At 71.7% G+C, this 21,511-nt stretch carries 20 protein-coding genes; 12 read left to right on the top strand and 8 right to left on the bottom strand.

Annotation, left to right across the window (positions count from 1 at the left end; all coding sequences use genetic code 11):
• Nucleotides 1-40 precede the first annotated feature (40 nt).
• Together STRTUCAR8_RS31065 and STRTUCAR8_RS31070 are read left to right on the top strand one after the other, a co-directional pair.
• Nucleotides 41-1,051 (top strand): LLM class F420-dependent oxidoreductase, encoded by a 1,011-nt coding sequence (locus tag STRTUCAR8_RS31065; RefSeq protein WP_006380066.1) that lies wholly within the window; start codon nucleotides 41-43, stop codon nucleotides 1,049-1,051.
• 65 nt (nucleotides 1,052-1,116) lie between these two features.
• Nucleotides 1,117-1,410 carry a hypothetical protein gene (locus STRTUCAR8_RS31070; RefSeq protein WP_006380074.1) on the top strand — a complete coding sequence of 98 codons (294 nt, stop codon included), beginning with the start codon at nucleotides 1,117-1,119 and terminating at the stop codon, nucleotides 1,408-1,410.
• A 39-nt stretch (nucleotides 1,411-1,449) separates the two neighbouring features.
• Here the strand turns inward: STRTUCAR8_RS31070 and STRTUCAR8_RS31075 are convergent, their stop codons facing one another.
• Genes STRTUCAR8_RS31075 through STRTUCAR8_RS31085 form a run of 3 tightly spaced genes read right to left on the bottom strand, consistent with a single transcriptional unit; the run spans nucleotide 1,450 to nucleotide 4,939 of the window.
• The gene (locus tag STRTUCAR8_RS31075; RefSeq protein WP_006380116.1) at nucleotides 1,450-2,520 is read right to left on the bottom strand and encodes a prenyltransferase/squalene oxidase repeat-containing protein; all 1,071 of its coding nucleotides are present in this window, start codon (nucleotides 2,518-2,520) and stop codon (nucleotides 1,450-1,452) included.
• Nucleotides 2,517-3,278, bottom strand: a complete 762-nt coding sequence (locus tag STRTUCAR8_RS31080) for a class I SAM-dependent methyltransferase (protein ID WP_006380122.1) — start codon at nucleotides 3,276-3,278, stop codon at nucleotides 2,517-2,519. The genes STRTUCAR8_RS31075 and STRTUCAR8_RS31080 overlap by 4 nt, the downstream gene beginning before the upstream one ends.
• Nucleotides 3,272-4,939 (bottom strand): glycosyltransferase family 4 protein, encoded by a 1,668-nt coding sequence (locus STRTUCAR8_RS31085; RefSeq protein WP_006380108.1) that lies wholly within the window; start codon nucleotides 4,937-4,939, stop codon nucleotides 3,272-3,274. The genes STRTUCAR8_RS31080 and STRTUCAR8_RS31085 overlap by 7 nt, the downstream gene beginning before the upstream one ends.
• Nucleotides 4,940-5,193: 254 nt before the next feature.
• On the opposite strand from STRTUCAR8_RS31085, the gene STRTUCAR8_RS31090 reads away from it, so the two are divergent.
• Nucleotides 5,194-5,874: a TetR family transcriptional regulator gene (locus STRTUCAR8_RS31090; protein WP_006380080.1), complete on the top strand. Its 681-nt coding sequence runs from the start codon at nucleotides 5,194-5,196 to the stop codon at nucleotides 5,872-5,874.
• A 324-nt stretch (nucleotides 5,875-6,198) separates the two neighbouring features.
• On the opposite strand, the gene STRTUCAR8_RS31095 is transcribed toward STRTUCAR8_RS31090, so the two are convergent.
• On the bottom strand, nucleotides 6,199-6,432 hold the full coding sequence (locus STRTUCAR8_RS31095; protein WP_006380085.1) for a ferredoxin: 234 nt from the start codon (nucleotides 6,430-6,432) through the stop codon (nucleotides 6,199-6,201).
• 5 nt (nucleotides 6,433-6,437) lie between these two features.
• Nucleotides 6,438-7,895, bottom strand: coding sequence for an aldehyde dehydrogenase (locus tag STRTUCAR8_RS31100; RefSeq protein WP_006380100.1), 1,458 nt, complete (start codon nucleotides 7,893-7,895; stop codon nucleotides 6,438-6,440).
• Between the two features lie 190 nt (nucleotides 7,896-8,085).
• On the opposite strand from STRTUCAR8_RS31100, the gene STRTUCAR8_RS31105 reads away from it, so the two are divergent.
• Nucleotides 8,086-9,123, top strand: a complete 1,038-nt coding sequence (locus tag STRTUCAR8_RS31105) for an MBL fold metallo-hydrolase (protein ID WP_006380090.1) — start codon at nucleotides 8,086-8,088, stop codon at nucleotides 9,121-9,123.
• Between the two features lie 31 nt (nucleotides 9,124-9,154).
• Here the strand turns inward: STRTUCAR8_RS31105 and STRTUCAR8_RS31110 are convergent, their stop codons facing one another.
• Nucleotides 9,155-9,832: a phosphotransferase gene (locus STRTUCAR8_RS31110; RefSeq protein ID WP_006380083.1), complete on the bottom strand. Its 678-nt coding sequence runs from the start codon at nucleotides 9,830-9,832 to the stop codon at nucleotides 9,155-9,157.
• Between the two features lie 298 nt (nucleotides 9,833-10,130).
• On the opposite strand from STRTUCAR8_RS31110, the gene STRTUCAR8_RS31115 reads away from it, so the two are divergent.
• The 8 genes from STRTUCAR8_RS31115 (at nucleotide 10,131) to STRTUCAR8_RS31150 (ending at nucleotide 17,981) form a co-directional block, all read left to right on the top strand.
• Entirely contained in the window at nucleotides 10,131-11,366 is a 1,236-nt protein-coding gene (locus STRTUCAR8_RS31115) for a prenyltransferase/squalene oxidase repeat-containing protein (RefSeq protein ID WP_006380129.1), read from the top strand.
• Entirely contained in the window at nucleotides 11,363-12,019 is a 657-nt protein-coding gene (locus tag STRTUCAR8_RS31120; RefSeq protein WP_006380065.1) for an SCO2322 family protein, read from the top strand. Before STRTUCAR8_RS31115 ends, STRTUCAR8_RS31120 begins: the two co-directional genes overlap by 4 nt.
• On the top strand, nucleotides 11,925-13,268 hold the full coding sequence (locus STRTUCAR8_RS31125; protein ID WP_006380120.1) for an energy-coupling factor transporter transmembrane component T: 1,344 nt from the start codon (nucleotides 11,925-11,927) through the stop codon (nucleotides 13,266-13,268). Before STRTUCAR8_RS31120 ends, STRTUCAR8_RS31125 begins: the two co-directional genes overlap by 95 nt.
• Entirely contained in the window at nucleotides 13,265-14,953 is a 1,689-nt protein-coding gene (locus STRTUCAR8_RS31130; RefSeq protein ID WP_006380135.1) for an ABC transporter ATP-binding protein, read from the top strand. Before STRTUCAR8_RS31125 ends, STRTUCAR8_RS31130 begins: the two co-directional genes overlap by 4 nt.
• A gap of 85 nt (nucleotides 14,954-15,038) precedes the next feature.
• Nucleotides 15,039-15,863 (top strand): ECF transporter S component, encoded by an 825-nt coding sequence (locus tag STRTUCAR8_RS31135; RefSeq protein WP_006380061.1) that lies wholly within the window; start codon nucleotides 15,039-15,041, stop codon nucleotides 15,861-15,863.
• Between the two features lie 315 nt (nucleotides 15,864-16,178).
• Nucleotides 16,179-16,598, top strand: coding sequence for an aggregation-promoting factor C-terminal-like domain-containing protein (locus tag STRTUCAR8_RS31140; RefSeq protein ID WP_044473209.1), 420 nt, complete (start codon nucleotides 16,179-16,181; stop codon nucleotides 16,596-16,598).
• A gap of 245 nt (nucleotides 16,599-16,843) precedes the next feature.
• Entirely contained in the window at nucleotides 16,844-17,485 is a 642-nt protein-coding gene (locus STRTUCAR8_RS31145) for a YoaK family protein (RefSeq protein ID WP_179200620.1), read from the top strand.
• A 274-nt stretch (nucleotides 17,486-17,759) separates the two neighbouring features.
• The gene (locus STRTUCAR8_RS31150; RefSeq protein WP_044473203.1) at nucleotides 17,760-17,981 is read left to right on the top strand and encodes a hypothetical protein; all 222 of its coding nucleotides are present in this window, start codon (nucleotides 17,760-17,762) and stop codon (nucleotides 17,979-17,981) included.
• Nucleotides 17,982-18,274: 293 nt separating this feature from the next.
• Here STRTUCAR8_RS31150 and STRTUCAR8_RS31155 read toward each other — a convergent pair whose 3' ends face one another.
• Nucleotides 18,275-20,632: a protein kinase domain-containing protein gene (locus STRTUCAR8_RS31155; RefSeq protein ID WP_044473204.1), complete on the bottom strand. Its 2,358-nt coding sequence runs from the start codon at nucleotides 20,630-20,632 to the stop codon at nucleotides 18,275-18,277.
• A 181-nt stretch (nucleotides 20,633-20,813) separates the two neighbouring features.
• On the bottom strand, nucleotides 20,814-21,464 hold the full coding sequence (locus STRTUCAR8_RS31160) for a class F sortase (RefSeq protein WP_006380064.1): 651 nt from the start codon (nucleotides 21,462-21,464) through the stop codon (nucleotides 20,814-20,816).
• Between the last annotated feature and the right edge of the window lie 47 nt (nucleotides 21,465-21,511).

The raw sequence follows: 21,511 nt of genomic DNA on the forward strand, positions 1-21,511 counted from the left end.
GCCAGCGTCATCACATCTGACGAACCGTCAGGAGGCAGACATGCGGCTCGGTCTCGCGCTCGGCTACTGGGGTCGTGGTCCCTCCCCGGACCATGTGCCGCTCGCCCAGGAGGCCGAACGGCTCGGCTACGACTCGGTGTGGACCGCCGAGTCCTGGGGCTCGGACGCGTTCACCCCACTGACCTGGATCGCGGCACAGACGTCAAGAATCAAGCTGGGTACGGCGGTTGCCCAGATGGCGGCCCGCTCCCCGACGACCACCGCGATGCACGCCCTCACCCTCGACCATCTCTCCGGCGGACGCGTCATGCTCGGGCTCGGACTGTCCGGTCCGCAGGTCGTCGAGGGCTGGTACGGGCGCCCCTTCCCGAAGTCGCCGCTCACCGCGACCCGGGAGTACGTGGATGTCGTACGCCAGGTCCTGCGCCGTGAGGCCCAGGTCCGGCTGGCCGGACGCTACCACCCCCTGCCGTACGACGGCCCGGACGGCACCGGCATCGGCAAGCCGCTGAAGTCGATCACCCATCCCCTGCGCGCCGAACTCCCCGTCCTGCTCGGCGCGGAGGGGCCGAAGAACATCGCCCAGACGGCCCGGATCGCCGACGGCTGGCTGCCCCTGTACTGGTCCCCGCTGCGGGCCGGGGTGTACGAGGAGCCGCTGAGCGGTGCCGGGGAGGGGTTCCTCGTCGCGCCGATGGCGCAGGCCCGCGTCTGTGCCGACGTCTCCGAGGGGCTGCTGCCGGTGAAGACGATGCTCGGCTTCTACATCGGCGGGATGGGGCACGCGGCCCGCAACTTCCACGCCGATCTGATGGCACGCATGGGGTACGAGGACGAGGCGCGGCGGATCCAGGACCTGTTCCTCGCCGGGCGGCGGGAGGAGGCCGTGCTCGCCGTGCCGGACGCCTTCGCCGACGAGATCTCCCTCGTCGGACCGCGTGAACGCATCGCGGAGCGGCTGGAGTTGTGGCGCAAGGGGCCGGTGACCGACCTGCTCGTCCTCTCCCCCGATCCGCACACCCTCCGCGTCCTCGCGGAGCTCAACTCCTGACGGCGGGCCGGCGGCAGGCTGACGGCGGTTGGTTTCGTACCGGATTCCGGGGCAATCCGAAGGGCATGTCCCCTGCATATCGCCGTGGTAGCAATCAGGCCGGGACGATCATCGCGATCGTCGCCGACATCATGGCCGTCATTCTCGGCCTCTGGATCCTGATGTACCTGTTGGACGCCAACCGCGCGAACGACTTCGTGCAGGTCGTCCATGACGCGGCCGCCTGGCTGGCAGGCTGGTCGCACGACCTCTTCACCTTCGACGAGCAGTGGGCCCGGGTCGTCGCCGGCTACGGACTTGCCGCCGTCGTCTACCTGTTCGTGGGCCACGCCATCGCCAACCGCATCAACCGGCACTGAGGGAACCGTTTTCGACGGGTTCCGACGGGTTCCGACAGATCACGTACAGCAGTCGGGGTCCAGTCCCGTCGGCAGCAGTCCGCCGCCGAACACCGCGCAGGTCGCCTCGTGGCCGCCGAGCGCGGCGACCGCGAGGAGCAGTGAACCCGCCGTCCAGGTGGTGAGTTCGCGCGGCCAGATCGCCTCGGCGTCGAACACGTAGCCCGTCCAGTACAGGCCGCTCTCCTCGTCGCGCAGGTGCTGGATGGACTGGAGGATCTCCAGGGCGCGGTCGGACTCGCCCACCGCCCAGAGGGCCAGGGCGAGTTCGGCCGACTCGCCGCCCGTCACCCACGGGTTGGGCACGACGCAGCGCACCCCGAGGCCGGGGACGACGAAGCGTTCCCAGCCTTCCTCGATACGGGACTTGGACTCCGGGGCCGTCAACGCGCCGCCCAGGACCGGGTAGTACCAGTCCATCGAGTAGCGGTCCTTGTCGAGGAACCGCTCGGGATGCCGGCGGATCGCGTGCCGTAGCGCGCCCACCGCCAACTCCCAGTCGGGCTGCGGCTCTTCGCGTTCCTCGGCGATGGCGAGCGCGCAGCGCAGGGCGTGGTGGACGGACGAACTGCCCGTCAGCAGCCCGTCCTTGACCTCGGTACCGTCGTCCTCGCGCTTCCACCCGATCTCGCCGCCGGGCTGCTGCAGCCGGAGGACGAACTCGACGGCCGCGAAGACCGTCGGCCACATCCGGTCCAGGAAGTTGTCGTCGCCGGTGGAGAGGTAGTGGTGCCAGACGCCGACCGCTATGTAAGCGACGAAGTTGGTCTCCCGCCCCCGGTCGGTGACCGCCTCCGCGTCCCCGTCGGCGTACGCGGCGTACCAGGAGCCGTCCTGGAGCTGGTGGGCGGCGAGCCACAGGTAAGCCCGCTCGGCGGCCTCGTGCTCGCCGGCCGCGTCCAGGGCCATCGCGGCCTCGGTGTGGTCCCACGGGTCGAGATGGTGCCCCCGGAACCACGGGATGGCTCCGTCCTCCCGCTGCTCCGCGAGGATCCCGCGGACGGTGAGGGCGGCCTGCTCGGCGGTGAGGACCCCGGGCAGGACGAGGTGTTCTGTCCGGGGGGTCGTCACTTGGCGGCCACCTCGGCCTCGGACTCGGACTTGGCGAGGCGCGGGAGGTGCGGCTTGGTCGCGTACGCCACGAAGCTCTTGCCGATCAGCGGGTTCAGCGCCTGCTCGGCGACCCGGGTGGCCAGCGGTTTCTTCATGATGTCCCAGACCAGCAGCTTGTGGTAGGCGCGCACCGGCAGCACCTTGTCGTTGTCCACGCCGAACGCGCACTTCAGCCACCAGTACGGGGAGTGCAGCGCGTGGGCGTGGTGGGTGCCGTAGGGCTTGAGTCCCGCTTCCCGGATCTTCGCGAGCAGTTCGTCGGCCTTGTAGATGCGGATGTGGCCGCCCTCGACCTCGTGATAGGCGTCGGAGAGGGACCAGCAGATCTTCTCGGGGCCGTAGCGCGGCACGGTGATCGCGATCCGGCCGCCGGGCTTCAGCACCCGGACCATCTCCGCGAGTACGCCCTTGTCGTCCGGGATGTGTTCCATGACCTCGGAGATGATCACGACGTCGAAGGACTCGTCGGGGAACGGCAGGGCCAGGGCGTTGCCCTCCATGGCCGTCGCGGTGGCCCCGGCGGGCGCCTCGCCGGCCTCCTTCATCGCCGCGAACCACTTGGCGACCTCGCGGATCTCGTCGCCGTTCTGGTCGAGCGCCACGACCTGGGCACCGCGCCGGTAGCACTCGAACGCGTGCCGCCCGGCCCCACAGCCGAGGTCCAGGACGCGGTCGCCCGGTGCCAGCGGGAACCGGGTGAAGTCGACGGTCAGCACGAAGTCCTGCTTTCGCGGTCGGGGAACTCGAGTGGGGGAACGGCGGAAACCGTGGTCACGGAGACGGGCCCGGCTGCGGGGCCGTCGCCGGGGCCGGGCGCGGCCTCGGAGCGGGCCGGAGCCGAGGACTCAGCGGGGACCGGGGGTATGGACGCCGGATGTCCGGGGCCGCTCGACTGGGAGCGGGCCGGAACTGCCGTGCCGGAACCCCCCGGAGCCGTCTCCCCGGATCTCACCGGAACTGCCGACCCGGAGCGGCTGGAGACGGGGGACCCGGAACTGGCCGAAGCAGCCTGCCGGGAACGGCGGGGGTTGTTCGGGGCGGCCTTCGAGCGGGCCAGGGCCTCGCGGTAGTGGGCTGCCGTGCCCTCCGCCGCTCGGGCCCAGGTGAAGCGGGCCAGTACGCGTGCGCGGCCGGCCCGGCCCAGGCGGGCCCTCAGTTCCGGGTCGGCGAGGAGGGTGGCCAGGGCGGTGGCCAGGGCTCCGGGGTCGCCGGGCGGGACCGCGAGGCAGGTTTCGCCGTCGGGGCCGGCCACCTCCGGGATCGCTCCGCCGGTCGTGGCGACCAGAGGTGTCCCGGTGGCCATCGCCTCGGCCGCCGGGAGCGAGAAGCCCTCGTACAGGGACGGCACGCAGGCGATCTCCGCCGAGCGCACCAGGTCGACGAGTTCCGCGTCGGAGATGCCCTTCACGAACTCGACGGCGCCTTCGAGGCCGTACCGCTCGATGGCCTGGGCGACGGGCCCGTCCTCGGCGCGCTTGCCGACGACCACGAGGTGGGCCGCGGGATGTTCCGTACGTACCTTCGCGAGCGCCTCGACGAGGAACACCAGCCCCTTGAGGGGAACGTCCGCGCTGGACGTCGTCACGATGCGGCCCGGGACCTGGCGTACCGCCGGGTCGGGTGAGAAGAGGTCGGTGTCCGCGCCGATGTGCACGACGTGGATGCGCTCGTCCCGTACACCGAGATGGTCGACGATCTCCTGGCGCGAGGTGCCCGAGACGGTGAGCACGGACGGCAGGCGGCGCGCCACGCGCTTCTGCATGCGCGTGAAGCCGTACCAGCGCCGTACGGACATCCGTCGGCGCCTGCTGTCGGCCGCGTCCAGGTCCAACTGCCGGTCCACGGTGATGGGGTGGTGGATGGTGGTGACGAGCGGCGCGCCGATGTCGCCCAACAGGCCGTACCCGAGCGTCTGGTTGTCGTGCACGACGTCGAACTCACCCCTGCGGGCGCGCAGTTGACGACGGGCGCGCAGCGAGAAGGTGAGCGGTTCGGGGAAGCCTCCGGTCCACATCGTGGCGACTTCGAGCGCGTCGATCCAGTCGCGGTACTCGTCACGCCCCGGAGTGCGGAAGGGGTCGGGCTGACGGTAGAGGTCGAGGCTGGGCAGCTCGGTGAGGACGGGGTCGGGCCCGGCTGCGGACCCCGCACGCCCGTCGCGTCCGTCGAGCACGTCCAGCACCGGGTACGGCTGGGAGCCGATGACCTCGACGCGGTGACCGAGCCGGGCCAGTTCGCGGGACAGATGGCGTACGTAGACGCCCTGTCCGCCGCAGAACGGGTTCCCTTTGTAGGTCAGAAGTGCGATGTTGAGCGGTCGCTCGCCGTCCGCTGCAGGATTCCCCGGAGGGCCTGCCTCGCTGGCCTCGGCCGTCACTCCCGGCCCCCTTCTCCCCACGGTTTCCCGCGAGACTACGACGGGACGCTAATCTAGAACAAGTTTCAGACTTGATCGTTCAGGAGGCTCCGAATCTACCGGCAGGTACGTCGGCTGTGAGCGGTGGATCAGGTGATTCGCGCCACGGCGGACGCACAACACCAAGTGCCATGCTGCCGACTGTTTGCTGACACACGACTGACCGATCGCCGCCCGACGACCGGGCGATCACCGACTGTCACGGAACGGGACCCATGCCTGCCGACGCGAAGGTGGAAGCACATACGGCGCGACCGAGTTCGCCGCCGCCCTCCGCTCCGCTCACGGAGCGGCAGGAGGCCCGTCGGCGCCGGATCCTGCACGCGAGCGCGCAGTTGGCGAGCCGGGGCGGTTTCGACGCGGTGCAGATGCGGGAGGTCGCGGAGTCCTCGCAGGTCGCGCTCGGCACGCTCTACCGGTACTTCCCGTCCAAGGTCCATCTGCTGGTCGCCACGATGCAGGACCAGTTGGAGCACATGCACGGCACGCTGCGCAAGAAGCCCCCGACGGGCGAGACGGCGGCGGAGCGGGTGGCGGAGACCCTGATGCGCGCCTTCCGCGCCCTTCAGCGCGAGCCGCACCTGGCGGACGCGATGGTGCGGGCGCTGACCTTCGCGGACCGCAGTGTCTCCCCGGAGGTCGACCAGGTCTCCCGCCAGACGACGGCGATCATCCTGGACTCGATGGGCCTGGGAGAGGGCGAACCCGGCCGGGGGCAGGGCCAGGGTCAGGGCCGCCCGACCCCCGAACAGCTCTCGGCGGTCCGCGTCATCGAGCACACCTGGCACTCGGCCCTGATCACCTGGCTGTCCGGCCGCGCCTCGATCGCCCAGGTGAAGATCGACATCGAGACGGTGTGCCGGCTGATCGACCTGACGGATCCCGAGCGGGACTGAGCGGGGACGACGAGGACCGGGCAGGACCGGGTGGTCCCACCGGTACGGGTGCGGGTACGGGTACCGGACGGCGGCGCCGGCACGCGAAAGGGACCTACGAGACGGGTTTCCCCGCGCCGGTGTTACCCGGCTCGGGTCCCGAGGTCACCTTCCGGCCCGCCAACTGCCGTCCGGCCTCTCAGCCCTACCGTCAATGTCGGCCACAGCGGATGCCGAAGCGTCTCGCCGAAGTCGGCTACGACGGTTGAACTCCCTCACTCGTCTCGTAGGCCTGTTTCCACAATAGGACTTATGTCACGATATGGAACCCCTTGGGGAAGCTTTTTAGTCCTCCGGCGGAAACACCGCTTCTCCGCCTTCCAGCATCGTGATCACGATCGCCTCCACCGGGCAGTTCTCCGCCGCCGCCAGCACCTTCTCGTTGGCGTCCCTGTCCGGTTCGACGGGGTGGGACTGCATCCCGGTGTCGAGGCGGAAACCGTCCGGGGCCCGGTGGACGCACTGGGCCGAGCCGATGCACAGCGAGCGGTCCACCTCCACGTGCCAGCGGTCACCCATGCCCGTTATCCCTCCCAGCCGGCCGGGAGGTGGATCATCTTGTGCTCCAGGTACTCGCTGAACCCCTCGGGCCCGAACTCCCGCCCCAGCCCCGAGTTCTTGTAGCCGCCGAACGGGCCGAGCATGTCGAGGCTGAAGGTGTTCACCGAGTACGTGCCGGTACGGACCTGCCGTGCCACGTCGATGCCGTGCGCGACGTCGGCCGTCCACACGCTGCCGGAGAGCCCGTAGTCGGAGTCGTTCGCGATCTTCACGGCCTCGGACTCGTCGCCGTACGGGAGCAGGCAGATGACCGGGCCGAAGATCTCCTCGCGGGCGATGCGCATCGAGTTGTCGACGTCGCCGAAGAGGGTCGGTTCGACGTACCAGCCGCGGTCGAGGCCGGCCGGGCGTCCGCCGCCGGTGAGGATCTTCGCGCCCTCCTCCTGGCCGACGCGGATGTAGTCGAGGTTGCGCTGCTGCTGGCGCTGCGCGACCAGCGGGCCGACCTGGGTCGCCGGGTCGAGCGGGTCGCCGACCACCAGCGCGCTCGCCGCCTGGGTGAAGGCGTCCGCGAACTCGTCGTAGCGGGAGCGCGGGAGGAGGATGCGGGTCTGGGCCACGCACGCCTGGCCGTTGTTCATCCAGGCCGCGCCGACGATGCCGGGGACGGTCGTGTCCAGGTCGGCGTCGGGCAGCACGACGGCCGCCGACTTGCCACCCAACTCCAGTGTCACGCGGGTGAGTTGGCGGGAGGCGACCTCCATCACGCGTTTGCCCGCGGCGACCGAGCCGGTGAAGGAGACCTTGTCGATGCCGGGGCGACCGACGAGGTACTCGCTGACCTCGCGGTCGGCCGGGAGGATGGAGAGGACGCCGGGCGGCAGTCCGGCCTCCTTCGTGATCTCCGCGAGGATGTACGCGTCGAGGGGCGACTCGGGCGACGGCTTCAGGACCGCCGTGCAGCCGGCGAGCAGCGCGGGTGCGAGCTTGGCCGCCGCGGTGAACTGCGGGACGTTCCAGGGGACCACGGCGGCGACGACGCCCACCGGTTCGCGCCGGACGAGGATGCGGCCGAGGACGCCGTCGCGCGTCTCCTCGTACGTGAAGTCGCGGGCGACCGTGATCGCCGCGTCCCACACCATCATCGCGCCGAGGGCCTGGGCGAGGACGCTCCAGGAGTACGGGGAGCCGTTCTCGGAGGAGATGACGCGGCCGATCTCCTCGTACCGTGCCGCGATGCCGTCCTTGATGCGGGTGACGACGGCGATGCGCTCGTCGAGGGTCATGCGCGGCCAGGGTCCCTCGTCGAAGGCGGTACGCGCGACGGCGACGGCCCGGTCGACGTCGGCCCGCGACGCGTGCGGCACTCGGCCGAAGACCTCTTCGGTGTGCGGGGAGATGACCTCGATGACGTCCTTGCCGAGGGGGTCGGTCAACTCCCCGCCGATGAACAGCTGTCCGTGTTCCACGAGCTCGGTCATGGCCGACTGCCTCTCGCCGACTGCCTCTGCGGGTACCGTCTCTGACGGATCGTCAGATAGATACGGAGACAGTTACCAGTTCCCCTCCGAGGAGTCCACAGGTCGCGCACCACTACGGGGTAAGTGACTCGGGCTCCCATTGAAACCGGTTCTAGTTATAGTTGCTGGCAGCCCAGCCACAGGGGAGCCCATGACACAGGTGTCGACGCAGGTGACCGATCACGGCGGGGGCGTACGGTCCCTCCGGGTGCCCATCCCGAACAACCCCCTCGGCTACACGCTGGTGTACGTCGTCGACACGGACAGCGGACCGGTGCTCATCGACACGGGCTGGGACGACCCGCTGTCCTGGGACACCCTCGCCGAGGGCCTGTTGGCCTGCGGCACGTCGGTCGGCGAGATCCACGGCATGGTGATCACCCACCACCACCCGGACCACCACGGTCTGTCCGGCCAGGTCCGTGAGGCGTCCGGGGCGTGGATCGCGATGCACGAGGCCGACATCGCGCTCGTCCGGCGGACGCGTGACAACCGCGCCGAGCGCTGGTTCGCCTACATGACCGCGAAGCTGGCGGCGGCCGGAGCGCCCGACGACCATGTGGCGACCCTGACCAGGACACCCATCGGCATCCTGCCCGGCTTCTCGCCGGCGCTGCCCGACCGGGAGATCGTCCCCGGCGAACTCCTCGACCTCCCCGGCCGCCGGCTGCGCGCGATCTGGACGCCGGGCCACACCCCGGGCCACGTCTGCCTTCACCTGGAGGAGGCCCACCCCGCCCAACTCCCGGGCAACGGCCGCCTGTTCTCGGGCGACCACCTGCTCCCCGGAATCACCCCGCACATCGGCCTGTACGAGGACCCGGACGACCCGGCGGTCGCCGACCCCCTCGGCGACTACCTCGCCTCCCTGGAGCGCATCGGCCGCCTGGCCCCGGCAGAAGTGCTCCCGGCCCACCGCCACGCCTTCCCGGACGCGTCCGTCCGCGTACAGGAACTCCTCGACCACCACGACGACCGCCTGGCCGGCCTCCGCGCCCTTCTCACCACCCCCCTCACCCCCTGGCAACTGGCGGAACGCATGGAGTGGAACCGCCCCTGGTCCGAAATCCCCCCAGGATCAAGGAACATCGCGGTCTCGGAGGCCGAGGCCCACGTCCGCCGCCTGGTCAAACTGGGCCAGGCGGAGGCGGTGACGGGGAGCGAGCCGGTGACGTACGTGGCGGTGTGACGTGCGGTCCCGACAAGACGCCGGGCGGGCTTCACGGCAGCAGCGTACGGATCAACTGCTCTGCTGCTCCCAGCAGTTCGACCTCGCTCCGACTCATCGTCGGGTTCGCCGCGCGCCGCCCGCACGCCTCCGGCAGGCCCTCCGCCGTCCGGCCCGCCTCCGGCACGGCCGACGGGGCTGCCAGCAGGGCGGTCAGCATCGCGCGGGCCGGTGCGGCCAAGGGGTCCGCAGATACCGCGACCTGGGCCAGGATCACGGCGGACATGGCCCGATCCAGGCCCGGCGCTCCCTCCTCCGAGTTGGCCCAGTCGATGACCCGGGGGCCGTCGGGAGTGAGCATCACGTTCTCCGGGTGAAGGTCGAGGTGGAGGACACGGGTCCCGGACGCAGCCTGGTCCCGGGGCGGGACGGCGTGCAGGCCGTGCAGGAGCGTCGCCAGCATCTCGCCGCTCTCGCGCGCGTCGAGCAGCCCCGCGCCGAACGCCTCCAGCATCGTCGGGCCCGACAGCCGCTCCAGGACCAGATCGGTCGAGGTCGCCGCGCGCACCTCGGGCACGGGGTATCCGTGGCTTCGTACGTGTTCCATGACGGCCGCCTCCGCCACGGCGTCCCCGAATCCGTCCCGGTAGCGGCGCAGTACCCACGTCGACTCGTCAAGTTCGTAGACGTCAGCCGTGCGCCCCGAGCCGAGCAGTCTCCCTGTTCGCATGCGGTGAACCTATCTCCGCGCGCAGACGCCCCTGAGGTGTTCGTTGCCCGGCCGGTACAGTAGGCGGGTCGTATCACACCCGTACGGGGGGAAGCCGGTGTAAATCCGGCGCTGACCCGCAACCGTGTGCAGCCTGGGTATTGGTCGGGGCTGTGAGCCGGATTGCCCCGTGCGGATCGTGACCGGCTCGTGGCACCGGTGGTTCGCCGGTGTACGGCACCGTCGAGGCATACGGAGCCGAGCCGCCCGGGGTGTCCCGTGCTGTCCGGCTCCCCGCAGGGAGAGGCACCCGCCGATCATGAATGTCCGCCGCAGCGCCACGGCTCTGGCCGTCATCGCCGTCACTCTGGCCGGCGGCGGTCAGGCGTCCGCCGCCTCGCCGTCCCCCTCGGCCGCCCTCCCCGCCGGGCTGTACGGCACCGGCGACCCCACCTACGACGGCGTCTGGCGCCAGTCCCTCGCGCTGCTCGCCCAGGACACCGTCGGGGTGAAGCCGGCCGACGCGGCCGTGGAGTGGCTGACCGGGCAGCAGTGCGCGAGCGGCGCCTTCGCGCCCTTCCGGGCGGACAGCGGTACGGCCTGCGGCGCGAAGACCCTCGTCGACACCAACAGCACCGGCGCCGCCGTCCAGGCGCTCGCCGCCCTCGGCGGGCAGGACGCGGGGGTCGGCAAGGCCGTCGCCTGGCTGAAGTCCGTTCAGAACGCGGACGGCGGCTGGGGGTACACGGCCGGCGGGGCCAGCGACGCGAACTCCACCTCCGTGGTCGTCGGAGCCCTCGCCGCGGCCGGTGAGAAGCCCGGCGAGGTCACCAAGGGCGGCAAGTCCCCGTACGACCTGCTGCTGAAGCTGGCCCTTCCCTGCGACGCGGCCGGCGGGGGCGCCTTCGCCTACCAGCCGGACAAGAAGGGCAAGCTCGCCGCCAACGACGACGCGACGGCCGCTGCCGTGGTCGGCGTACTGGGGAAGGGTTTCGCCGGGGAGGCTGCCAAGCCGGGCGGTAGCGCTCCGGCCTGCTCGGACTCCGGCGATCCCGCGCAGGCCGCGAGCAACGGCGCCGCCCACCTCGTACAGGCCCTCGCCAAGGACAGGCATCTGACGTCCGCGCTGGCCGGGGCCGAGGACCAGCCCGACTACGGCAACACGGCGGACGCCGTCGTCGCCCTCGCGACCGCCGGTCAGGGGCAGCGGGCCGCCGACGCGCTGCGCTGGCTGGAGGCGAGCGCCGGGCCGTGGGCGAAGGAGGCGGGGCCTGCCGCGTACGCGCAGCTGATCCTCGCGGCGCACGCCGGGTCCGCCGACCCGCGCGACTTCGGCGGCCAGGACCTGGTGACCCTCCTCGACGCGACCGGCCCGGCGCCCGCGTCCGTCCCGGCCTCCGCCTCGCCGACCCGTACCGCCGACGACATCGACAAGGACGGCACGATCGACGACACCGGCTTCGGGACGCTCTGGATCGTCGGCGTCTTCCTCGTCGCCGGTATCGGCATCGGCTTCCTGATCAGCGGGCGCAACAAGAGGAAGCAGCAGCCGTGATCGGGCGCCGCGCGCTCCCGGTCCTCGTGGCCGCCCTCCTCGTCTGCCTCTGGGCGGGCGCCGGGCAGGCCCAGGCCGTCGGTTACCGCTACTGGTCCTTCTGGGAGCGCGACGGCGGCGCGTGGACGTACGCCACCCAGGGGCCGTCGACCGCCCGGCCCTCCGACGGTGACGTCCAGGGTTTCCGTTTCGCCGTGAGCCAGGACTCGAAGGGCGCCGCCCAGCCGCGCGCCGACGCCGTGTTCGCGGTCGTCTGCGCCAGGACGCCCGCGCAGGACGGCCACAAGCGCGTGGCGCTCGTCGTCGACTTCGGTACGTCAGCCGACGCGCCGTCCGGCGAGCGTCCGCCCACGACGCGTACGGCGTGCGCACGGGTGTCCCCCGACGCGACCACTGCGGACGCCCTCGCCTCGGTCGCGGGGCCCCTGCGGTACAACGCGAGCGCGTTGCTCTGCGCGATCGCCGGGTATCCGCGCACGGGTTGCGGCGAGACGGTGGGGGCGGGCAAGCCCGCCGGGGCCACGGATCCGGAGGCGGAGTCGGATCCGGATCCGGACGGTGGTCCGTCCGTCGGCCTGCTCGCGGGGATCGCGGCCGTGGTGGCGATCGGCGGGGCGGCGATCTGGCAGACGCGGCGCCGCCGACATGCGTGAGCGCTCCGCTGGGTACGAGGTTCGTTCGCTGCGGGGCGGTGGGGGCTGGTCGCGCCCCGCGGCGAAGCCGCACATCGATACAGCCCCGCGCCCCTTTCGGGGCGCGCGTGCGCACCCGCCCTCACCAGCGCCGCTCAGCCGGAACGCCTCGACGTCCCTGCACCCCGGTGCCTGGTGGGTCTGGTCTCTGGGGCTCGGGACCGCTGCCACCCGGACCACCAACCCCCTCCTCCTCGGTCTCCTCGTCGTCGTGGCCGGTTACGTCGTGGCCGCGCGCCGCACCGACGCTCCATGGGCCCGTTCCTACACCGCCTTCGTCAAGCTCGGTCTGGCCGTCCTTCTCATCCGGCTCGTCTTCGCCGTCGTCCTCGGCTCCCCGATCCCCGGCTCGCACGTCCTGCTCACGCTCCCCGAACTCCCCCTCCCCCACTGGGCGCAGGGGGTACGCGTCGGGGGCCGGGTGACCGCCGAGGGGCTGGTCTTCGCCCTGTACGACGGTCTGCGGCTGGCCACGCTCCTGATCTGCGTCGGCGCCGCCAACGCCCTCGCGAACCCCGCCCGCCTCCTCAAGTCCCTCCCCGGCGCCCTGTACGAGATCGGCGTCGCGGTCGTCGTGGCCCTCACCTTCGCGCCGAACCTCGTCGCGGACGTCCAGCGGCTGCGCGCCGCCCGCCGGTTGCGCGGCCGTCCCGACCGGGGCGTACGGGGGCTGCTGCAGGTCGGACTCCCGGTCCTGGAGGGCGCGTTGGAGCGGTCGGTCGCGCTGGCCGCGGCGATGGAGTCGCGCGGATACGGCCGCGCCGCCGAGGTCCCGGCCGGCGTCCGCCGTACGACCGGCGCGCTCACCCTGGGCGGCCTGCTCGGCGTCTGCGCGGGCACGTACGGGTTGCTGACGGCGGCGGGCGGCACCTACGGACTGCCGGTGCTGCTGGCCGGGCTGGCGGCGGCGCTGGGCGGGCTGTGGCTCGGGGGCCGGCGTTCCCTTCGCACCCGGTACCGGCCGGACGTGTGGGGCGTACGGGCGTGGCTGGTCGCGGGGTCGGGGGTGCTGGTGGCGGCGCTGATGGTCCTCGCCTCCGGCTCCGCCGGCGCGGCGGCGTTGCACCCCGGCGTCGTACCGCTGGAGTCGCCGACCCTGCCGCTGTGGCCGGCGGCGGCCGTGCTGCTGGGTCTGCTCCCGGCTTTCGTGGCCCCGAGTCCCGCGCCCGCGACCCGTAGGTCCCCCACCGCTGTCAAGGAGCTGTCGTGATCCGCTTCGAGGACGTCTCCGTGACCTACGAGGACGCCGCCGAACCCGCTTGCCGGCACGTCGACTTCGAGGTGCCGGAGGGTGAACTCGTCCTGCTGGTCGGCCCGTCGGGGGTCGGCAAGTCGACGGTACTGGGCGCCGTGAGCGGGCTCGTCCCGCACTTCACCGGGGGCACCCTGCGCGGCAGGGTGACCGTGGCCGGCCGCGACACCCGCACCCACAAGCCGCGCGAACTCGCCGACGTGGTCGGCACGGTGGGCCAGGACCCGCTCGCCCACTTCGTGACGGACGTCGTCGAGGACGAACTCGCCTACGGAATGGAGTCGTTGGGCCTCGCACCGGACGTGATGCGCCGCCGGGTGGAGGAGACGCTGGACCTGCTGGGCCTGGCCGACCTGCGCGACCGCCCGATCGCCACGCTCTCCGGGGGACAGCGGCAGCGCGTCGCGATCGGCTCCGTCCTCACCCCGCATCCGAGGGTCCTGGTCCTCGACGAGCCGACGTCGGCGCTCGACCCGGCGGCCGCTGAGGAGGTGCTGGCGGTTCTGCAGCGCCTCGTCCACGATCTCGGTACGACGGTCCTGATGGCCGAGCACCGCCTGGAACGGGTGGTGCAGTACGCCGACCGCGTCGTCCTCCTCCCCTCCCCCGGCGCGCCCCCGGTCGTCGGCACCCCGGCGGAGGTGATGGCCCTCTCCCCGGTGTACCCGCCCGTGGTCGCCCTGGGCCGCCTGGCAGGCTGGTCGCCGCTGCCCCTGACGGTCCGCGACGCCCGCCGCAGCGCAGGGGACCTGCGGTCACGCCTCGCGGACCACCCGTACCCGGCGCACACGCCAACGCCTGTGACAGTGCCCGCACTTGACCCACCCCCGGCCCCCCGTCGGCGCTTCCGCAGAAACCCACCGCCACCACCACCCGCAGCCCTCACCCCCGTCCACGTGGCCCAGGTCGACGCCCTCACCGTCCGGCGCGCCCGCGTCGAAGCCCTGCGGCGGGTCGGTCTCACCGTCTCCCCCGGCGAGACGGTCGCCCTCATGGGCCGTAACGGCGCCGGGAAGTCCACGCTGCTCGGGGCGCTGGTCGGGCTCGTCGAACCGGCCGCGGGTTCGGTGCGCGTCGGGGGTGCGGTGCCGCATCGGACGGCGCCCCGGGACCTCGTACGCCGCGTGGGTCTCGTACCGCAGGAGCCGCGTGACCTGCTGTACGCCGACACGGTCGCCGCCGAGTGCGGGGCGGCCGACGCCGATGCGGGCGCCGAGCCGGGGAGCTGCCGGGCGCTGGTCTCCGAGCTGCTGCCGGGCATCGCGGACGACACGCACCCGCGTGATCTGTCCGAGGGGCAGCGTCTGGCGCTCGCGCTGGCCGTCGTACTGACCGCCCGGCCGCCTCTCCTCCTCCTCGACGAGCCGACCCGCGGTCTCGACTACGCGGCGAAGGCCCGGCTGGTCGGCATCCTGCGCGCCCTGGCCGCCGAGGGCCACGCGATCGTGCTGGCCACCCACGACGTGGAACTGGCCGCCGAGCTGGCTCACCGGGTGGTCATCCTGGCCGAGGGCGAGGTGGTCGCCGACGGCCCGACGGCGGAGGTGGTCGTGGCGTCACCGTCCTTCGCCCCACAGGTCACCAAGATCCTGGCCCCACAACGCTGGCTCACGGTCACCCAGGTGAGGGAGGCCCTCCAGTGAGCGGACCCGGCAAGCCCCGGCCCGCCCGCCCCGTCACCGCCCCACAACGAAACACCACAGTCACCCCCGCACGGGAGGCCCTCCGGTGAGCGGACCCGGCAAGCCCCGGCCCGCCCGCCTCGGGCCGCGATCCACCGCCGCCCTTGTTCTGGTCGGCGCAGTGGGGGTGGCGGGGTTCGGGTGGCCGTTTCTCGCGCCGCCTGCCTCCGCCGTCAACGCGCACGCGCAGGACGCGCCCTGGCTCTTCGCCGGGCTGCTCGTCCTTCTCGTGGCGGTCGTGGCGGCGACGATCTCCGAGTCGGGGCTCGGACCGAAGGCGGTGGCGATGCTCGGCGTACTGGCGGCGGCCGGGGCGGCCCTGCGACCGCTCGGCGCCGGTACGGCCGGTCTGGAGCCCATGTTCTTCCTGATGGTGCTGAGCGGACGGGTCCTCGGCCCCGGCTTCGGGTTCGTCCTCGGCTCGGTGACCATGTTCGCGTCCGCGCTGCTCACGGGCGGGGTGGGGCCCTGGATGCCGTTCCAGATGCTGGCGATGGGCTGGTTCACGATGGGCGCGGGCCTGCTGCCGGGCGCCGAGCGTCTGCGCGGCCGGGCGGAGCTGCTCCTCCTCTCCGGCTACGGCTTCCTGGCCGCCGTCGCCTACGGCACGGTCATGAACCTGGCGGGCTGGCCCTTCATGGGTGAGCTGGCCTCGAACATCGCCTTCGTGCCGGACGCGCCCACGACCACGAACCTGGCCCGCTTCGTCACGTACTGCCTGGCGACCTCGCTCGGCTGGGACCTGGGGCGCGCGGCCCTCACCGTCGTCCTGACCCTCACCCTCGGTTCGACCGTCCTCAAGGCGCTCCGCCGGGCCACGCGACGGGCCGCGTTCGAGAGCCAGGTCACTTTCGACGCGCCCGGCGCGTGAAGCGGCCCACAGGACGCAGATCACCTACGAGGCGGATTAGTAGATCGAAGTCCATGTCATGCCCACACGGAAACCGCCCCTGACCTGCACATTGAGAGCCAGATCACAAAGGCCGCTCATAGCCCACATACGACCACAACTAGCAAAAGGGGTGATTGCGGACGGCCTTCGAGCCTGTTTCTCTGGAGCAGTCGCACGGCGCCGACGAACCCTCACGGGTCGCGGCGCCGCCGCATGTCACCGCCACACACGCAGAACCGCAGCATGTGGCACCGGCTCGCCGCGACGGCCCTGTTCCCGAAGAAAAGGTTCTCCGTGTTCGTCTCCCGCATCGCCCGCCACCTCGCCTCCCCGAAGAAGGCCCTCACGACCGCCGCCGTGGCCGCCGCCACCGCCGGTATGGTCCTGGCCGCGGCTCCCGCCGAGGCGGCGAGCACTTCCTCGGCCTCCAGCGCCAAGGCGATCGCGCAGAAGCTGATCCCGAACGACGCGCAGTACAACGCGTTCAGCAAGATCGTCGAGCACGAGAGCGGCTGGAACGTCGGCGCCACGAACGCCTCCTCCGGCGCGTACGGCCTGGTCCAGGCCCTGCCCGGCTCGAAGATGGCCTCGGCCGGCTCCGACTGGAAGACCAGCGCCGCGACCCAGATCGAGTGGGGCCTCAAGTACATGAACGAGCGCTACGGCAGCCCGGTCGGCGCCTGGAACTTCTGGCAGACCCACCACTGGTACTGAGCCGTCCCGCGAGGACGCCAGTAAGCCAGTAGGTGAGTAAGCCAGCAGGTCAGCATCAAGGCGCCGGTTCCCGATCACTTCGGGGGCCGGCGCCTTCGTCGTGGTCTCCGCACCCCTCCACACCGCTCCGTATCTCCCCGTGGTGGACTGGACCGGTGAGTTCTGAGGCAACCGGGCCGGCCCAGCCGTCGTCGTCATCGCCGTCATCACCGTCTTCGCCGTCGTACGATCCCGAATCGCGCGGGTTGCGTCTCGTGGCCGTGCTGCTGGTGCTGACGGTGGTCAGCGGGCTGATCGACGCCGTCAGCTATCTCGGGTTCGGCCATGTGTTCACCGCCAACATGACCGGCAACGTCGTCGTGCTGGGCTTCGCCGCCGCCGGGGCGCCCGGATTCTCCGTACCGCACACGCTGGTGTCGCTGGTCTCGTTCGTGGTGGGCGCGGTGGCCGGCGGGCGGGTCGCGGGGCGTCTGGGCGGTGGCTCGCGCCGGAGGTGGGCCCGGGTCACCCTGGCCGTCGAGGCGGTGTTCCTGGGCGCGTCCTCGGCGGTCGCCTTCGCCGCGCCGGACGCGACGGCCACCGTCTACGCGCTGATCGCCGTGACGGCCTTCGCGATGGGCCTTCGCAACGCCACGGTACGCAGGCTGGGTGTCCCCGACCTGACGACCACCGTCCTGACGATGACCCTCACGGGCCTCGCCGCAGACTCCCGCGCGGCCGGCGGCTCGGGCAGGCACTCCCCGCGCCGCTCCGCGTCGGTCGCGGCGATGGCGCTCGGCGCGCTGCTCGGCGCCTGGCTGGTGATCCACCACGGCCTGGGAATTCCGCTCCTCGTCGCGGCCTTGATGGTGGCCGTGCTGGCGGTGAGCGCCTCGGGAAAGGAGTGAGCGAGGCCCACGCGGGGCCGCGCGGGGCGACGCGAGTGGCTACTGATTCATAACACTTCGCGATCTCTCTCCGTAGGACGGCACAGCCCGACGGGCATCTGCGCAAGGCCATCCAGCCCCCTCACAACCCACATGACCTGCACTGTCCGTGCCGGCGAGCGGGACTCTTACCCTCTCCGTACGCCCGTCCGCGGATCATGCCCCGGCATGGCCGGAGAGAGTCGGGGGTACCCGCCGGGCCCACGGAGGGCCGGAGCGGAGCATACTGGCGTCAATGACAAAGACAGCGGTAACGCGGGCCCATCTGGCCACCAGCCCCTTCAAAGCCCCTGTGGCACCCCCTACCAAGCTGTTCGCGGTAGGAGACCGGGTCACTCACGACGTCTTCGGCCTCGGCCGGGTGACCACCGTTGAGGACGGCATCGCAGTACTCGTCGACTTCGGCGGGCGTCAGGAACGGATCATCAGTCCCTACGCCAAGCTGACCGTCCTGTGAGATCTGCCGTGCCGTTTCGAGGATCAGGAGACCTTCCATCGAGCTGACTTCACTGTTCTCCGCGCCGGAACCCAACACGTTCCACGCGAGGACTGATCTGCCGACCCCGGAGATCGACCCCTTCCAGGCGCCGGCCTTCCGGGAGGGCACGCCCGGCGCCTCCGCCACCCTGGCCGAGGACCCCGGCAGCTGGGAGCAGCTCTGAGCCGCGCCACCACGTCCGCGTGACCGCAGACCGAATCGCCCAGTGACGGATCACGGGCTCCCGGTTGCCTTCAGGACCTTCCTGATCTTCAGGACCGAGGCATCGGCAGCGCGTAGACCCTGTCGAAGTGCTGGGCGATCAGCGGATGACCGGTCCCGGCGTCGGTGCCGCACGACAGCTGCCAGTCGTTGATGCCGGTGTCCCGGCCGTCGGTGAAGTTCCAGAGCAGTTCACCCCGCCGGGCATCGATCGCGTAGAAGCCGTCCTTGTTGGCCTCGGCCGTGACGAACACCGCGTCACCGCCCGCGACAAGGGGGTTCTCCAGGTCCAGCCGCGGGGTTTCGCAGAACCAGCGCCGGGATCCGTCGGCGACGTCGAACGCCTCGACACCATGCGGGTTCCGCGTGGTGCAGTACACCGTGTCGCCCGCAGCGGCGACGGAGGCGAATCCGCCCTTCTCCTGCCGCACCCGCCAGCGCAGCGTACCGGTGTCCAGATTCACGGCGATGAGCTCGCTGTCGGCCGCGAACACGGTCCCGTCGAGCACCACCGGAGCCGCGCGGCCTTCCGACCCGGACGCCATGCGCTGGCTCCACAGCACCTTCCCGCTGCCGTCGGTGCTACGGGCCGTCAGCCGGTGCAGTCCGTCCATGTAGACGAAGTGGCGGGAATCGATGATCGGCTTCAGGTCGAGGCCGATGTCCTGCGCGCTGATGGGGATGATCTGGGCCAGGCGCTCCTTCAGATTTGTCCCGATGACGACGTTCGTGGAGGTGGCCGATCCCCGCGACCCGTCCGCGTTGTCCTGACGGTCGAACCGCAGGCCGACGATGGTGACCGTACCGGCGACCCCGCCGAGCAGCGTGTCGAAGCGGAAGTCCGCCCCGAAGTCCAGCGAGTACCGCTCGGCGCCCGTGACCGGGTCGAGGCCGATCACGGTCGCGCCGGTGCCGAGGGCGACGACGACGTCCCCGAGGACCAGGGGCGGGGTGGGCGACTGGCTGATGCCCCGGTAGGTCCAGCGGGGACTGGCGCCGTCGGTGAGGCCGACGCAGAACATGGTGCCGGACTGCGTCTTCAGCAGGGCCGTCTCGTTGTAGAAGACCGCCGGTGCCTGGACGAGCGGATCGCTGCGATACGTCCACAGCGGTTCCGGCGCCGGACCGGCCGGCGTCGCCGCACTGCCCGACCCGTCCCTCGATCCGTGGAGCAGCGCGGTGACACCGGTACCCAGGGCGAGCGCGGCGACCGCGAGGACACCCCGGCGGGAGAGGTTCGGCCGGGGTGAGCGCCGGGCGCGGTGGGTGCCGCGCTCGGGCGACTGCGCGGGGGGCTGCGCGGGCGACTGTTCGTGGATCGGCGCGGGCTTCGGTTCCTCGGGGAAGACGACGCGCTGCGGGCCGCTGTTGCGGTGTTCCGTGACGAGGCGCTGAACGGCCGCCAGGCGCGGGTCGACGCGGAGGCCGCCGGGGGCGGGTGCCGAGGCGGCGGAGGCGGCTGCCGCGGTGGCCCGGGCCGGTTGCCGCCCGCCAACGTCCACTCTCGCGTCGAGACCCAGGTCGAGGTCCATGAGGGCGGCGGCCTGGCGTCTTATGGAGGAGGCGACGGTTTCCGGCAGCCAGTCGTTCCAGTCCAGCGCGTCGGCGCCCCCGGGCGCGCACGCCGCCGACACCCGGTCCGGGCTGGGCCGGGCCGCCGGGGACTTCTCCAGGCACAGCCGGATGATCGTGTCCAGCGGGTCCTTGACCCCTGTCAGGTCGGGCGTGCCGTGCACCACCTGGTACAGCAGGGTGGCCGCCGACGCGCCGTCGAAGGGCGCCTTCCCGGTGGCCGCGTAGGCCAGGACGGAGCCGAGGCAGAACACGTCGCCCGCCGGGCCCATCGGGTCCCCGGTGGCGTGCTCGGGGCACATGTAGCGCGGGGAGCCCAACAGCACGCCGGACAGGGTGAGTTCGTAGCCGTCGGTGGCGCGGACGATGCCGAAGTCGATGACGCGCGGGCCCTCGGCGGAGAGCAGCACGTTGGACGGTTTGAGGTCGCGGTGCACCAGACCCGCGGAGTGCACGGCGATCAGCGCCTCGGCGAGTCCGGCGCCGAGGGCCAGTGCCGTGCTCGGCGGCAGCGGTCCGTACGCCTCGACCGCTTCGGCCAGTGTCGGGCCGACGATGTGTGTGGTGGCCAGCCAGGGGACGGGGCCGTCCGGGTCGGCGTCCACGACGGACGCGGTGTAGGTGCCGCTCACCGCCCGCGCGGCGTCGACCTCGCGGCGGAACCGGTCGCGGAAGGCCCTGCCCGAGGCCAGCTCGGGACGGATGACCTTGACGGCCACGGTCCGTTGCCGGTCGTCCTTGGCGAGGAAGACCTCGCCCATCCCTCCGGCCCCGAGTCGTGCGACAGGACGGTACGGCCCCAGCCGCTCCGGATCCGTGGGACGAAGTGGCTCCATTGTCCTCAGCTCGCCTGTTCCCCGTCTGATCCCCGTCGAATGAGTTTGAGGGGAGAGTAGGTGCTGGAGGGACGGGTGGCGTACCCAATCGAGCAACTCATGGCAATTACTTGAGACTTCAGGCAGGGACTGTCCGGACGTTACTCGTGACGTCAGGACGAATCAGGCACCTGTACGGCCCTCAGCTCAGCGTCGCGTACACGATGAGGTTGTCGACAGGGTGCCCCTGCGCGTCGAAGTCGCCGTCGCACGTGATGAGCCGCAGGGCACGGTCCTGGGTCGGGCCGTAGACCTTCTCCGTGGGGAAGGCCGTCTTGCTGACGCTCTCCGTGGCCGTGACGGAGAAGTGGGCGGCTTTTCCCGAGGCGTCGGTGACGGTGATGTCCGCGCCCTTGGTGATCTTCTTGAGGTCGTGGAAGACGGCTCTGCCCAAGTGGGTGTCGTTGTGGCCGATGATGACGGCCGCGCCGACCTGCCCGGGCACGGCACCGCCCGTGTACCAGCCCGCCGTCATCCCCTTCTCGGCCGGCGGGACCTCGACTGTGCCGTCCGGGTTGAGGCCGAGCTCCATCAGCGAACTGGTGATCCCCACCGAGGGGATGGCGACTTTCGCGGGGGCCGCCGGAGCCGCCGGGGCGGCGGGATCCGGGGAGGTCACGGACCGCTCCGTCTCCGGGGCACCGGACGCGGTCGGCTGGACGACCGCGACCGTCGGGTCGGGGGTGGACGAGCAGCCGGTGAGCACGGTGACGAGCGTGAGCAGGACGACGGTCGCGAACACGGCGACGGCGAGGCGGGCCCGGGACAGGGCCGGACTGTGTGCAGGGGGCAACGCGGGCTCCAGGACAGGTGCGAGGGTTCACCGGAACGCACAGGGCG

This window comes from Streptomyces turgidiscabies Car8, from assembly GCF_000331005.1.
Lineage (GTDB): Bacteria > Actinomycetota > Actinomycetes > Streptomycetales > Streptomycetaceae > Streptomyces > Streptomyces turgidiscabies.

Coding starts and splice junctions, on each gene's coding strand:
- STRTUCAR8_RS31070 (WP_006380074.1), top strand. CDS start 1,117: ATGTCCCCTGCATATCGCCGTGGTAGCAATCAGGCCGGGACGATCATC.
- STRTUCAR8_RS31065 (WP_006380066.1), top strand. CDS start 41: ATGCGGCTCGGTCTCGCGCTCGGCTACTGGGGTCGTGGTCCCTCCCCG.
- STRTUCAR8_RS31115 (WP_006380129.1), top strand. CDS start 10,131: ATGAATGTCCGCCGCAGCGCCACGGCTCTGGCCGTCATCGCCGTCACT.
- STRTUCAR8_RS31095 (WP_006380085.1), bottom strand. CDS start 6,432: ATGGGTGACCGCTGGCACGTGGAGGTGGACCGCTCGCTGTGCATCGGC.
- STRTUCAR8_RS31110 (WP_006380083.1), bottom strand. CDS start 9,832: ATGCGAACAGGGAGACTGCTCGGCTCGGGGCGCACGGCTGACGTCTAC.
- STRTUCAR8_RS31155 (WP_044473204.1), bottom strand. CDS start 20,632: ATGGAGCCACTTCGTCCCACGGATCCGGAGCGGCTGGGGCCGTACCGT.
- STRTUCAR8_RS31105 (WP_006380090.1), top strand. CDS start 8,086: ATGACACAGGTGTCGACGCAGGTGACCGATCACGGCGGGGGCGTACGG.
- STRTUCAR8_RS31150 (WP_044473203.1), top strand. CDS start 17,760: ATGACAAAGACAGCGGTAACGCGGGCCCATCTGGCCACCAGCCCCTTC.
- STRTUCAR8_RS31090 (WP_006380080.1), top strand. CDS start 5,194: ATGCCTGCCGACGCGAAGGTGGAAGCACATACGGCGCGACCGAGTTCG.
- STRTUCAR8_RS31100 (WP_006380100.1), bottom strand. CDS start 7,895: ATGACCGAGCTCGTGGAACACGGACAGCTGTTCATCGGCGGGGAGTTG.